Source organism: Streptomyces durocortorensis (genome assembly GCF_016901035.1).
Classification (GTDB): domain Bacteria; phylum Actinomycetota; class Actinomycetes; order Streptomycetales; family Streptomycetaceae; genus Streptomyces; species Streptomyces durocortorensis.
The window spans coordinates 1-12,808 of sequence record NZ_JAFEUF010000167.1 but is presented as its reverse complement, the minus strand read 5'-3'; the positions used below and the strand labels follow the sequence as shown (position 1 = coordinate 12,808).

General features: G+C 73.1%; 13 protein-coding genes and 3 pseudogenes. 10 read left to right on the top strand and 6 right to left on the bottom strand.

Annotated features, from left to right (window positions below; genetic code table 11):
• Positions 1–146: 146 nt before the first annotated feature.
• Positions 147–389 (bottom strand): annotated as a pseudogene (locus tag JS521_RS36830) (putative acetyltransferase); the annotation flags it as partial.
• Positions 390–506: 117 nt separating this feature from the next.
• Here JS521_RS36830 and fdxA point away from each other — a divergent pair.
• Positions 507–827 (top strand): ferredoxin, encoded by a 321-nt coding sequence (gene fdxA / locus JS521_RS25510; protein WP_007446848.1) that lies wholly within the window; start codon positions 507–509, stop codon positions 825–827.
• A 126-nt stretch (positions 828–953) separates the two neighbouring features.
• A complete protein-coding gene (dapC, locus tag JS521_RS25505; protein WP_205085291.1) occupies positions 954–2,048 on the top strand; it encodes a succinyldiaminopimelate transaminase in 1,095 nt (364 codons plus the stop codon).
• A gap of 70 nt (positions 2,049–2,118) precedes the next feature.
• Here the strand turns inward: dapC and JS521_RS25500 are convergent, their stop codons facing one another.
• Positions 2,119–2,556 carry an ATP-binding protein gene (locus JS521_RS25500; protein ID WP_205085290.1) on the bottom strand — a complete coding sequence of 146 codons (438 nt, stop codon included), beginning with the start codon at positions 2,554–2,556 and terminating at the stop codon, positions 2,119–2,121.
• Positions 2,557–2,845: 289 nt separating this feature from the next.
• On the bottom strand, positions 2,846–3,772 hold the full coding sequence (locus tag JS521_RS25495; RefSeq protein ID WP_205085288.1) for a hypothetical protein: 927 nt from the start codon (positions 3,770–3,772) through the stop codon (positions 2,846–2,848).
• Between the two features lie 61 nt (positions 3,773–3,833).
• On the opposite strand from JS521_RS25495, the gene dapE reads away from it, so the two are divergent.
• Positions 3,834–4,925 carry a succinyl-diaminopimelate desuccinylase gene (dapE, locus tag JS521_RS25490; protein WP_205085286.1) on the top strand — a complete coding sequence of 364 codons (1,092 nt, stop codon included), beginning with the start codon at positions 3,834–3,836 and terminating at the stop codon, positions 4,923–4,925.
• Positions 4,926–5,044: 119 nt separating this feature from the next.
• Complete coding sequence (locus JS521_RS25485; protein ID WP_205085285.1) at positions 5,045–5,830, top strand: LOG family protein; 786 nt, start codon at positions 5,045–5,047, stop codon at positions 5,828–5,830.
• A gap of 296 nt (positions 5,831–6,126) precedes the next feature.
• On the opposite strand, the pseudogene folP reads toward JS521_RS25485, so the two are convergent.
• A pseudogene (folP, locus tag JS521_RS25480) lies at positions 6,127–6,990 on the bottom strand (dihydropteroate synthase); the annotation flags it as partial.
• Between the two features lie 131 nt (positions 6,991–7,121).
• Here folP and JS521_RS25475 point away from each other — a divergent pair.
• Together JS521_RS25475 and JS521_RS25470 are read left to right on the top strand one after the other, a co-directional pair.
• On the top strand, positions 7,122–7,535 hold the full coding sequence (locus JS521_RS25475) for a cell division protein DivIVA (protein WP_372448615.1): 414 nt from the start codon (positions 7,122–7,124) through the stop codon (positions 7,533–7,535).
• Positions 7,532–8,128: a DNA-3-methyladenine glycosylase I gene (locus JS521_RS25470; protein WP_205085282.1), complete on the top strand. Its 597-nt coding sequence runs from the start codon at positions 7,532–7,534 to the stop codon at positions 8,126–8,128. Before JS521_RS25475 ends, JS521_RS25470 begins: the two co-directional genes overlap by 4 nt.
• 15 nt (positions 8,129–8,143) lie before the next feature.
• On the opposite strand, the gene chcB is transcribed toward JS521_RS25470, so the two are convergent.
• On the bottom strand, positions 8,144–8,956 hold the full coding sequence (gene chcB / locus JS521_RS25465) for a 2-cyclohexenylcarbonyl CoA isomerase (protein WP_205085281.1): 813 nt from the start codon (positions 8,954–8,956) through the stop codon (positions 8,144–8,146).
• A 315-nt stretch (positions 8,957–9,271) separates the two neighbouring features.
• Between chcB and JS521_RS25460 the strand changes: the two genes are divergently transcribed.
• Positions 9,272–9,439 (top strand): DUF3117 domain-containing protein, encoded by a 168-nt coding sequence (locus tag JS521_RS25460; protein ID WP_003966491.1) that lies wholly within the window; start codon positions 9,272–9,274, stop codon positions 9,437–9,439.
• A gap of 92 nt (positions 9,440–9,531) precedes the next feature.
• On the opposite strand, the gene JS521_RS25455 is transcribed toward JS521_RS25460, so the two are convergent.
• A complete protein-coding gene (locus tag JS521_RS25455) occupies positions 9,532–10,197 on the bottom strand; it encodes an O-methyltransferase (RefSeq protein WP_205085280.1) in 666 nt (221 codons plus the stop codon).
• 178 nt (positions 10,198–10,375) lie between these two features.
• On the opposite strand from JS521_RS25455, the gene sigE reads away from it, so the two are divergent.
• From sigE to JS521_RS25440, 3 genes and pseudogenes are all read left to right on the top strand, one after another.
• Complete coding sequence (gene sigE, locus JS521_RS25450) at positions 10,376–11,137, top strand: RNA polymerase sigma factor SigE (RefSeq protein ID WP_175464868.1); 762 nt, start codon at positions 10,376–10,378, stop codon at positions 11,135–11,137.
• The gene (locus JS521_RS25445; RefSeq protein WP_205085279.1) at positions 11,134–12,204 is read left to right on the top strand and encodes an anti-sigma factor family protein; all 1,071 of its coding nucleotides are present in this window, start codon (positions 11,134–11,136) and stop codon (positions 12,202–12,204) included. Before sigE ends, JS521_RS25445 begins: the two co-directional genes overlap by 4 nt.
• Before the next feature lie 103 nt (positions 12,205–12,307).
• A pseudogene (locus JS521_RS25440) lies at positions 12,308–12,808 on the top strand (protease); the annotation flags it as partial.

Here is a 12,808-nt window from a genome sequence, read left to right as displayed (position 1 = left end):
CCCCGCCCCGCCCGCGCCTCCGCGGCCCCCCCCCCCCCCGCCCCCCCCCCCCCCCCCCCCCCCCCCCCCCCCGGCCCGCCCCCCCCCCCCCCGCCGGGCGCGGGGGGGCGGGCCCGCCCCCCCCCCCCGCCGCCGGGGCCCCCCCCCCGGGCCGGGGCGGCGGGCACGACCTTGCCCGCGACCAGGGACGATTCCACGATGTGGACGGATTCCCCGCTCTTTTGTGTGATCGAGAGCACACCATCGTTCCATGATGTGAGCACGCCGACCGTGTCGGTGAACTCCACGCCCGTGCCCCCGTCGTTCGTCCGGCGGCGCACGGACACGCGTTTGCCCACGTCAGCGGGGGTGATGCGGACCTCCAGCCGTCCGCCGATGGTGAATTCCACAGCTCTGTCCGCCCCTCCTGTTCGGATCGTGCCCGAGAACGGAGATACTAGGGGCGGGCATCGACGACGCCGCGCTCCCGCGCGAGAGCCAACGCCCTACCGAGGAGGAACGACAGCGTGACCTACGTCATCGCGCAGCCTTGTGTCGACGTGAAGGACAAGGCCTGCATCGAAGAGTGCCCCGTCGACTGCATCTACGAGGGCCAGCGGTCCTTGTACATCCACCCGGACGAGTGCGTCGACTGCGGAGCCTGTGAGCCGGTCTGCCCGGTCGAGGCCATCTTCTACGAGGACGACACTCCGGAGGAGTGGAAGGACTACTACAAGGCGAACGTCGAGTTCTTCGACGACCTCGGCTCGCCGGGCGGTGCTTCCAAGCTCGGTCTCATCGAGCGCGACCACGCGTTCATCGCCGGACTGCCGCCGCAGAACCAGTAAGCGGCGGCACCACGCGCGCAGCCCGGTCCCGTACGGCCCGTCCCCGTGCGGGACCGAGGTGTTTCCCCGTGCAGCCGCCGCCGGTTACCTGAACAGCCCGAGAAAGCCCCGAGAAAGCAGAGCCCCGTGTCCGCAGTCTCCTCCCGCCTCCCGGTCTTCCCCTGGGACAAGCTCGCGCCCTACAAGTCGACGGCCCAGGCCCACCCGGACGGCATCGTGGACCTGTCGGTCGGCACCCCGGTCGATCCGGTCCCCGAGCTGATCCGGCGGGCGCTGGTCGACGCCGCGGACAGCCCCGGCTATCCGACGGTGTGGGGCACCGAGGCCCTGCGGGACGCGCTCACCGGCTGGGTGGAGCGCCGGCTCGGCGCGGTCGGCGTCACCCACGCCAATGTGCTGCCGGTCGTCGGCTCCAAGGAGCTGGTGGCCTGGCTGCCGACGCAGCTCGGGCTCGGCGCGGGCGACAAGGTCGCCTACCCCCGGCTCGCCTACCCGACGTACGAGGTCGGCGCCCGGCTCTGCGGTGCGGAGCCCGTCGCCTACGACGACCCGACCGAGCTGGACCCGGCGGGGCTGAAGCTGCTCTGGCTCAACTCCCCGTCCAACCCGACCGGCAAGGTGCTGTCCAAGGACGAGCTGACCCGGATCGTCGCCTGGGCGCGCGAGCACGGCGTCCTCGTCTTCAGTGACGAGTGCTACCTGGAGCTGGGCTGGGACGCCGAACCGGTCTCGGTGCTCCACCCGGACGTCTGCGGCGGCCACTACGACGGCATCGTGGCGGTCCACTCGCTCTCCAAGCGCTCCAACCTGGCCGGATACCGGGCCGCGTTCATCGCGGGCGACGCGGCCGTCCTCGGTGAGCTGCTGCTGATCCGCAAGCACGGCGGGATGATGACGGCCGCCCCCGTTCAGGCCGCCACCGTCGCCGCCCTCGGCGACGACGTGCACGTCTCCGAGCAGCGCGCCCGTTACGCCGACCGGCGCCTCGCCCTGCGCGCGGCCCTGGAGGCGCACGGCTTCCGGATCGAGCACAGCGAGGCGAGCCTCTACCTGTGGGCGACCCGCGACGAGCCGTGCTGGGACACCGTGGCGTACCTCGCGGAGCGCGGCATCCTGGTCGCGCCCGGCGACTTCTACGGCCCGGCGGGCGCGAGCTTCGTGCGGGTGGCGTTCACCGCGACCGACGAGCGGGTGGCGGCGGCGGTCAAGCGCCTGTCCTGACCCGGATACGCCGGAGGGCCTGAGGAGTGCGCACTCCTCAGGCCCTCCGGCATGTGACGGGGGTGGCGGGTCAGCCGATCGGCAGACCGTTCAGCGGCAGGGCGCCGGTGGGCAGGCCCCCGCCGAGCGCGTCCGTCGGCAGACCGCCACCGGCGGCGTCGGCCACCCCGCCGACGGCCTCGCCCGCGTTGCCCGCGGTCTGGCCGGCGGTCTCCTGGGCGGCCGGGACGGCGACCTTGGCGGACTTGCCGACGGTCTCGCCCGCCGCCGGGAGCGCGGTGCCGACGAGCCGGCCGCCGGTCTCCCCGGCGGCCTGGGTGCCCTGCCGGGCGGTGCTGTCCAGGGTGTTGCCGACGCTCGCGCCGTCCAGTGAGGTCAGGCCGCCCAGCTCCGGGGCCGCCGGGAGATCTGCGGCGCTCGCGGCACCGGCCGCACCGACCACGGGGGCCGCGCCAGCGGCGATCAGCAGCGCGGCACGAGCGATCCGACGGGTCAGGGGGAGGGACATGATGCTCCTTCAGCGGGTTGTGCACGAATCTGTCTGTCCGGTGATCGGACGCACTGACAACCGCTTCGGGGGAGGGGAAGGTTGCGGCGGGCCAAGGTAAAGACTGAGTAATGCGTCGGATTATCCGCAGCGGAAGAACCCGGGCAAACGATCCATACCGCCGGGATCCGATGAACCGTCACTTCCCTTGGCGGGCAAGGGGATCGGAGGGAAGTGGCAAGGCTGCTGGAAGCCGCGTGAAAAGAGTGCTGGGGCGGGGCCCCATGGCCCGTACGAGTGACGGCGTGCACTACTGAACGACCCGGATCCTGACCGCCGTCGTGTCCGTTTCCTTGTCCTTCGCGTCTTCCGTCCGCCAGCCCGTACCGGCGTCCCAGACCCGGTCGGCATAGCTCACGCGCTCGATCCGCAGCGCCTCGGACTGCGCCACGGCCCAGTGCGCCAGTTCCCAGCCGCGCCGCGGCGAGGCCTTGTCCTCGGCCCGCGACGAGGTCGCCGGGACGGGCACCGAGACGGTCGATGCGGCGGACGCGCCCGCGGCCTTCGCGGTGGGCAGCACGTTCTTGCCGAAGGCCCGCACCAGCTCGGCCCGCACCTGCCCGGCATCCCCCGGACCCTCGGCCGTGGCGGTCGACGGGGTGCAGTTCAGCGAGGCCGGCCGGCGCCCGGTCAGCGCGGCCGCGAGCAGCGCCGCGTCCGGCTCGTGCTTCGCGTACGCCTGCGGGAACCCGCTGCGCTGCACGCGCTGCGCGGCCACGGTCAGCGGCAGCCGCGAGTAGCCCGGGACCTCGGCGAGATGCTCGTAGAACTCCCCGGAGGAGTAGACCGGGTCCATGAGCTGCGCGGGCTTGCCCCAGCCCTGCGAGGGGCGCTGCTGGAACAGCCCCAGCGAGTCCCGGTCCCCGTAGTCGATGTTGCGGAGCGTGGACTCCTGGAGCGCGGTCGCCAGCGCGATCGTCACCGCCCGCTCCGGCATCCCCCGGGTGGTGCCCACCGCGGAGATCGTCGCCGCGTTGACGGCCTGCGCCAGGCTCATCTCGTACCGCTGGGTCTCGCCCTCGTCCCCGTCCTTCGCCTCCACCACACAGCGCGGCGGGTTCTTCGAACCGGAGGAGTCGTACTGCACGGCCAGATAGCCGCCCAGGGCCGCGAGCACGGCGAAGGCGGCCCCGTAGCGGAAGAGGCGTCGTCGGCGAGGGCTGGCTGTCCTGGGCACGGGCCCACCGTACTGGAGGGCCCGGCCGGGGCCGATACCCAAGTCCCTTAGGGTCGGGTCCATGGCCGACAGCACCCTTGACCCCGCCCTTGACCTCACCCTGGACGGACCGGCGCTCACCGCCCGGCTCGTCGACTTCCCCTCGGTCAGCGGGGAGGAGAAGGCCCTCGCCGACGCGATCGAGTCGGCCCTGCGCGCCCTGCCGCACCTCACCGTCGACCGGCACGGCAACAACGTCGTCGCCCGCACGAACCTCGGCCGCGCCGAGCGTGTCGTCCTCGCCGGGCACATCGACACCGTGCCGATCGCCGACAACGTGCCCTCCCGCCTCGACGCGGACGGCATCCTCTGGGGCTGCGGTACCTCCGACATGAAGTCCGGCGTCGCCGTCCAGCTCCGGATCGCCGCGACGGTCCCCGCGCCCAACCGCGACCTGACCTTCATCTTCTACGACAACGAAGAGGTCGCCGCCCACCTCAACGGCCTCGGCCACATCGCCGACGCGCACCCCGAGTGGCTCGCCGGAGACTTCGCCGTCCTGCTGGAGCCCTCCGACGGCGAGGTCGAGGGCGGCTGCCAGGGCACGCTGCGCGTCCACCTCCGTACGACAGGAGAGCGGGCCCACTCCGCGCGCAGCTGGATGGGCTCCAACGCGATCCACTCCGCCGCCCCGATCCTGGCCGCCCTCGCCGCGTACGAGCCCCGCCGCCCCGTCATCGACGGCCTGGAGTACCACGAGGGCCTCAACGCGGTCGGCATCGAGGCCGGCGTCGCCACCAACGTCATCCCGGACGCCTGCACCGTCGTCGTCAACTACCGCTACGCCCCCGACCGCACCGAGGAGGAGGCCGTCGCCCACGTCCGCGAGGTCTTCGCGGACTGCGGGGTGGCGGAGATCGTCGTCGACGACCACTCCGGCGCGGCCATGCCCGGCCTCTCCCACCCCGCGGCCCAGGCGTTCATGACCGCGGTGGGCGGCACGGCCCGGCCCAAGTTCGGCTGGACCGACGTCTCCCGCTTCGGCGCGCTCGGCGTCCCCGCGGTGAACTACGGACCCGGCGACCCGATGTACGCCCACAAGCGCGACGAGCACGTGGCCGTCGACAAGATCACCCACTGCGAGAACCGCCTCCGCTCCTGGCTGACCGACTGACCGGCTGACCGTCCGACGCACGGCATTCCCCCGCACGTAACCTCCGCCGATCTACGCTGGCCGTACGCAGCACGACACGTACGACCCGGCACGAAGCAGGTCGGTGGAGGGAGCGGAACATGGGCAACGCCGAGGACGCACGGATCCCCGAGGGTGCGGAGGTTCCCGAGGGCGCGGTCAGCCCCGGGGAACAGTGGCTGGGCCCGGTCCTGCGCCGCAGGGAGCAGGTCCAGCCCGGCACGACCGATCAGCGGCTGCTGGACTCCGAGGGCGACTCCGAGTGGGTGCACACCGACCCCTGGCGGGTGATGCGCATCCAGTCGGAGTTCGTCGAGGGCTTCGGCGCGCTCGCCGAACTGCCGAGCGCGATCAGCGTCTTCGGCTCGGCCCGCACCCCCGCCGGATCGCCGGAGTACGAGGCCGGGGTGGCGATCGGCAAGGCCCTGGTCGACGCGGGCTTCGCGGTGATCACCGGCGGCGGCCCGGGCGCGATGGAGGCGGCCAACAAGGGAGCCCGGGAGGCCAAGGGCGTCTCGGTCGGCCTCGGCATCGAGCTGCCCTTCGAGTCGGGCCTCAACCCGCACGTCGACATCGGCGTCAACTTCCGCTACTTCTTCGTCCGCAAGACGATGTTCGTGAAGTACGCCCAGGGCTTCGTGGTCCTGCCCGGCGGCCTCGGCACCCTCGACGAACTCTTCGAGGCCCTGACCCTCGTCCAGACCGGCAAGGTCACCCGCTTCCCGATCGTCCTGTTCGGCACCGCCTACTGGGGCGGCCTGATCGACTGGCTCCGCGACACGGTGGTGGCCGGCGGCAAGGCCTCGGAGAAGGACCTGCTGCTGTTCCACGTGACGGACGACGTGGAGGAAGCGGTGATGCTGGTGACGAAGGAGGTAGGGCGGTAACCGGCCAAACCCAGCCCGCCCGGCGTTTGAGGGCATCTTTGACCGGAACCTTCCGGGCGGGCCCGGCGCAATCAAGCCCCTCCGGCGCTTGAGGAGCGGGGCCCAGGGGCAGCGCCCCAGGCCCCGCCCCGCCGGGGCCGGCCGCCCGGCGCAAAACCCCCCCCCCCCCCCCCCCCCCCCCGGGCCCCCCCCCCCCCAAAAGACCCCGCCCCCCCGCCCCCCGCCCGCCGGGCGGCGCGGGGCCCCCCCCCCCCCCCCCCGCCGGGGGGGGGCGGGGGGCGGGCCCCCCCCCCCCCCCCCCCGGGGGCAACGGCCGGTGCCCGATGCCCGGCAATGGACGCCACCATGTCCAGAACCTGCCGCGTCTCCGCCACCTCATGCACCCGGTACACCCGCGCCCCCAGCCACGCCGACACCGCCGTCGTCGCCAGCGTCCCGATGACGCGTTCCTTCACCGGCCGGTCCAGCGTCTCGCCCACGAAGTCCTTGTTGGACAGCGACACCAGCACCGGCCACCCGGTCTCCGCCATCTCCTCGAGACGCCGCGTCGCCTCCAGCGAATGCCGCGTGTTCTTCCCGAAGTCGTGACCCGGATCGATCATGATCCCGTCCGCCCGCACCCCGAGCTCCACCGCCCGCTCGGCCAGCCCCACCGTCACGCGCAGGATGTCCGCCATGACATCGTCGTACGCGATCCGGTGCGGCCTCGTCCGCGGCTCCGCGCCGCCCGCGTGCGTGCACACGAGCCCCGCCCCGTACCGCGCGGCGACCTCAGCCAGCCGGGGATCCACCCCGCCCCACGCGTCGTTCAACAGGTCCGCCCCGGCCTCGCAGACCGCTTCGCCCACCTCGTGCCGCCAGGTGTCCACGCTGATCACCACGTCCGGGTGACGGCGGCGGACCTCGGCGACGAACCCGACCGTGCGGCGCGCCTCCTCCTCGGCGCTCACCTCATCGCCGGGGCCCGCCTTCACCCCGCCGATGTCGATGATCGCCGCGCCCTCGGCCACCGCCTGCTCGACCCGGGCGAGCGCCGGCTCGTCCCGGAACGTGGCGCCCTGGTCGTAGAAGGAGTCCGGGGTCCGGTTCACGATCGCCATGATCACCGGCTCGTGCGGCCCGAATTCCCGCCGCCCCAGCCTGAGTGCACCGCTGCCCATCCCGAATTTCCTCCTCAGATAGCCCGCCTGCGACCCTAAGGCCTTGAGTGAAGGCCCTTCGTGGCCGACCCCGGCTTTGTCGGTGTCGCATGGCACGATCGGGGCCGGACGAGGTTTCCGCCCCCGGGGAGATGCGCGTGTTCTGGTTCTTGCTGCTCACGATGGTCGTGGTCGTCACCGTGGTCACCCTCGCGGTGGTCGGCGGCGGCGGGAGCGCGGTGCTCCAGGACGTCCCGCCCGAGCGGTTCACCGACCCGCTGCCCGCCACCCGCCCGGTCGGCCGGGCGGACGTCGAGGCGCTGCGCCTGCCGATGGCGCTGCGCGGCTACCGGATGGTGGACGTCGACGAGGCGCTGTCCCGGCTCGGCGCCGAACTTGCCGAGCGCGACGCCCGGATCGCGGAGCTGGAATCCACCCTGGCCGGGGCGCAGGCGGCCGCGGTGACGACGGGCACCGACCTGTTCAAGCAGCCCGGCGACCGGCCCGCGTCGGAACCGGCCGACCGCGCGGGCGGCCCGGCCCGCACCGAGGAGGACGGCCGATGAGCGGCGGTGCCCTGCCCGCCCCCGACGGCGGGCTGCGCTGCCCGTGGGGCCTGTCCACCGAGGACTACCTCGCCTACCACGACACCGAGTGGGGCCGGGCGGTCCACGGGGACGACGCCCTGTTCGAACGGCTCTGCCTGGAGGCGTTCCAGTCCGGGCTCTCCTGGCTCACGATCCTGCGCCGCCGCGCGACCTTCCGTACCGCCTTCGAGGGATTCCGGATCGGGGCCGTCGCGAAGTTCACCGACGCCGACCGGGAACGGCTCCTGGCCGACCCGGGGATCATCCGCAACAAGGCCAAGGTCGACGCGACCCTCGCCAACGCGAAGGTCCTCGCCGGCTGGCGGGCCGGGGAGCTGGACGAGCTGATCTGGTCCTACGCCCCCGACCCGGCCGGCCGGCCCGCCCCGCGCACGCTGTCGGACGTACCGGCCGTCACGCCGGAGTCCACCGCGCTCGCCAAGGAGCTGAAGAAGCGCTCGATCCGCTTCGTCGGCCCCACCACCGCCCACGCGCTCATGCAGGCCTGCGGACTGGTCGACGACCACCTCGCGGACTGCGTGGCGCGCGGCGGCGGCAGCGCACCGGGCTGAGCCGCTGCTGCTTCGCTACTTCCCGAGGTAGACCGGCTTCTCCTTGGCGAGGAACGCCTCCACCGCGATGGTGTGGTCCTGCGACGCGCCCGCCCGGGTCTGGAGTTCGTCCTCCTTCTCCAGCGCCTCGGCGAGCGTGTGCCCGGCCCCGTACGCCATCGACTCCTTCAGCGCCGCGTACGCCACCGTGGGCCCGGCGGCCAGGGTGCGGGCCACCGCCGCCGCCTGCTCGGCCAGCTCGGCCGCCGGGACGACCCGGTTGACGATCCCCAGCTCCAGCGCGTCCTGCGCGGAGATCGACCGCGGGAAGAACAGCAGATCGGCGGCGCGGCTCTGCCCGATCAGCCGGGGCAGCGTCCAGGACACGCCCGAGTCGGCGGTGAGTGCGACGCCCGCGAAGGAAGTGTTGAAGGAGGCGGTGTCCGCGACCACCCGGTAGTCGGCCGCGAGCGCGAACCCGAACCCGGCCCCGGCCGCGACGCCGTTCACCCCGGCGACGACCGGCTTCGCCATCTCCGTGATCGCCCGCACGATCGGGTTGTAGTGCTCCTGCACCGTGCTCAGCGCGTTGCCGTCGCCCGCCTCACGAGTCGCCGCGAGCGTGGCGACGTGCTCCTTGAGGTCCTGGCCGACACAGAAGGCGCGCCCGGTGGCCGTGAGCAGAACCGCCCGGACGCCCGTGTCCGCCGACGCCGCCAGCAGCGCGTCCCGCAGCGCGACCTTCGCCGCCGTGTTCATCGCGTTCATCGCGTCGGGCCGGTTGATCGTGATCGTCGCGAGACCCTCGCTCACGTCGTACAGCACGGTGTTCGCCTGCTCGTCGGCCATTCCGGTTTCCCCTCGCTGCTCGGGCATCGTTGCCCCTGCAGGCAAGCATGGCCGACGCCGAACGGGGCAGAGATGTGACCTGCGTCTAACAATTGGCTCTCACCTGGGGCTCCGCGGCGGCGCAGTATCGCAGCCGGATCGCCGAATTGGGTGGTTTTGAGAGAGCGCGTTGCGCAAGCGATGCAGACCGATGTTGGTCATCGGGGTCGTTGATGCGGGATAATGGCGAAGAAGCAATGTGTTCGATGCCGGTGAGGCAGCGCCTGTCATGGGGCCGCCGGTTGCGATGAGCTGGTTTCAGGAAGGGGAACGAGCATGGCGGCCATGAAGCCGCGGACGGGCGACGGCCCGCTCGAGGTGACAAAGGAGGGGCGGGGCATCGTCATGCGCGTTCCGCTCGAAGGCGGCGGTCGGCTTGTTGTCGAGCTGACTCCGGACGAGGCCGATGCCCTCGGCGACGCGCTGAAGAAGGTCGTCGGCTGACGCGGAACGCCCATCACCTTCACCACGGCCCGGCACGGATCTCCGTGCCGGGCCGTGGTGCGTCCTGACGAGGACCCGAGAATCTACGCTGCTCAGCCGCGCCGGACCGCGCAGAGCAGGCCGTCGCCGACCGGCAGCAGGGTCGACATCAGCTCCTGGCTCTCGCGTACCGCGCGCAGCAGCTCCCGCAGCCGCAGCACCTCGGCCGGCTGGGCGGCCGAGTCGACCGTACGGCCGTCCGCGAAGACGCCCTCGAAGCAGACCAGGCCGCCGGGGCGCAGCAGGCGCAACGATTCAGCGAGCACGTCGAGGCTCTCCAGCCGGTCGCCGTCGCAGAAGACGAGGTCGTAACCGCCGTCCGCGAGCCGGGGCAGGACGTCCAGGGCGCGGCCGGGGATGAACCGGGCCCGGTTGGTGGCGAAGCCCGCCGCGCGGAACGCCTCACGGGCGAACTGCTGGCGCTCGGGCTCGGGGTCCACCGTGGTCAGGACCCCGTCAGGGCGCATTCCGTGCAGGAGATACATGCCGGACACGCCGGTGCCCGTGCCGATCTCCGCCACCGCTTTGGCGTCGGCGGCGGCTGCCAGCAGGCGCAGCGCTGCGCCGGTGCCCGGTGACACCGGGCGAAGCCCCAGCTCGCGAGCCCGGTCCCGGGCCACGTGCAGTGCTTCGTCCTCGGCGACAAAGGCGTCGGCGAACGCCCAGCTCGTCTGCCGGTTGGCGGTAATGACCCTCTCCTGTCCCCGTAGTTGGCGCAACGGTGACTGTATCCGCTGGACCCGGGAACCCGCAGATGGGACCGGGCGTTGTGCAAGGAGTGGGGAAAGCGCAGCGACCGGGCCCGCGGATCGGACCGGCGAGCTGAGCGGAAGTCCCGGGCGACGCCCGGCCCCATCAGGGAAAAAGGCTTATCCGGAGCTAACGGGCGAGGTGGCTATGGTAGGGGCTCCACTGGACACCACCAGAGCCGATAGGGGAGGTGCGGCTGCGCCTGTGGACCGGGGAGGGGTGCTGCGGCGCCTGCTCAGGTCGGCCGGTGAGCCGAAATCCGTGACCAACATTGCTGACCGTTCTTCCGAAGACTCCGCACCGACCGCGACCTTCGCCTCTGATGCGGACTCTCAGGCGTGGACCCCGCCCTCATGGGAAGAGATCGTCAGCACGCACAGCGGTCGCGTGTACCGCCTTGCCTACCGGCTGACGGGAAACCAGCACGACGCCGAGGACCTCACCCAGGAGGTCTTCGTCAGAGTGTTCCGCTCGCTGTCGACGTACACGCCCGGCACCTTCGAGGGCTGGCTGCACCGCATCACGACCAATCTCTTCCTGGACATGGTCCGGCGCAAGCAGCGCATCCGCTTCGACTCGCTCGGCGACGACGCGGCCGAGCGGCTGCCGAGCCGTGAGCCGTCCCCGCAGCAGATCTTCAACGACACCCACTTCGACGCCGACGTGCAGCAGGCGCTGGACACCCTCGCGCCCGAGTTCCGTGCGGCCGTGGTCCTCTGCGACATCGAGGGCCTCAGCTACGAGGAGATCGCCGCGACCCTCGGCGTGAAGCTCGGCACCGTCCGCAGCCGGATCCACCGCGGCCGCTCGCACCTGCGCAAGGCGCTCAAGCACCGTTCGCCCGAGGCCCGCGCCGAGCAGCGCTCCCTGGCGGACGCGGTCCTGGCGGGGGAGGGCGGAGTGGCGTGAGTGGCACAGGTCCGACCGGTCCCACCCCTGCCGAAGCGCACCTGGGGGACCGCCTCGCCGCGCTGGTCGACGGCGAGCTGAAACACGACGCCCGCGAGCGGGTCCTGGCCCACCTGGCGACCTGCGCCAAGTGCAAGGCCGAGGCCGACGCCCAGCGCCGCCTCAAGAGCGCCTTCGCCATGTCCGCCTCACCCTCGCCCTCCGAGGGGTTCCTGGCCCGCCTGCAGGGTCTTCCCGGGGGCCCCGGCGGCGACGACACCGGTCCCGGCGGGCCGTTCGGCGGCCGGGGGCCCTTCGCCGACGAGTTCTTCCCCGGGCTGCGCCCCTCCGGCGCCGGCACCCGCGCCGACACCACGCCCTCCCCCCTGGACGGCTTCGGATACCTCCCCGCCACCCACGGCTCCACCGCCGTGCTGCCCGGCGGGCCCGCGTCCGGCTCGGTTTTCCGCATACACGAGGTGGCCCGCGACGCGGATCGCTCGCCCTGGCGCGGACGGCGCTTCGCGTTCGCCGCGGCCAGCGCGGTCTCCCTCGCGGCCATCGCGCTGGGCGGCACCCTGCCGCTGGACTCCGGCCCCGAATCCTCCCTGCGCGCCGAGGGCGCCGGGAACAACGTCACCCCGCTCGACGCCGAGACCCGCGCGGAGAACGGCGCCAACACGGTCAGCCGGCGTGGCGGCGGCGCTCTCGCGGTGACCGGCGAGGGCCCGGCGGCCGAGCGGCCCGTGTCCGGCACGGACCGGGCCGGGACGAACAAGGTGCCCCCGTCGCTCGGCGGAACAACCCCGGTGGCTCCGGCCGTCACCCCTCCGGTGAACCGGCAGGGTCTGCCGACCGCTCCGCCGCTGTTCGGCACGTCGACCTCGGGCGGACACCCGTTCACGCTCCCCGTGCTGAACGTGTCCGTGCCGCCGTTGATACGCCCGACGACGTCCGGCGCCCCGCTGCTGGTGGCGGCGCTCGGCAGCGGGTCGGTGCCGAAGGCGGTTCCCTCCTCGCTCGCCTCGGGGCCGCCCCCGGGCTCGCCCGCCAACGATCTGGCGAGCCCGCTTTCGCCCCGGCCCTGACCGGACCCTGCGCGGGGATTCGCAAACCTGGTTGAATTCCGGTGTTGATTCCGGTGAGGGACGCCTCCGGGGGCGTACGACAGAGGCCAGTTGCGGGGAGAGCATGGACGACGGGAAGCCCACCGGGCCGCAGGCGAAGTGGTGGAGCCGCCCCACGGCGGGGCGTGCCGACCGCACGGAGCCGGACAGCGGGCCGGGCCCGGCGGGCGTACCGGCGGCCGAGGAACGAGAGCCTGCCGCACCGGGGCCGGCCGCCCCGGACCCGGACTCGGCCGCCTCGGACTCGCCTGCCCCGGACTCGCCCGTCCAGACCCCGGCCGTCCAGGACTTGGCGTCCGCCTCGGCCCCGGCAGCACCGACGGCCGCAGCCCCGGCCACCGCAGTCCCGGCCTCCGCCCCGGCCGACGAGCCCGGTGGCCAGGACGTCCCCCGGCCCCGCGCGTCCGGGCAGCCGCTGCACGAGCCCGACGAGTACAGCACCCCGCCCTACGGCGGCCCCGGTCCCTGGGCGCCCGCCCCGCCGGTACAGCGGCCGACGCCTGCCCACGGCACCGTCGTACCGCCGGGGGCCGGAGGGCCGTCCCCGCAGTACGCGACGACGAAC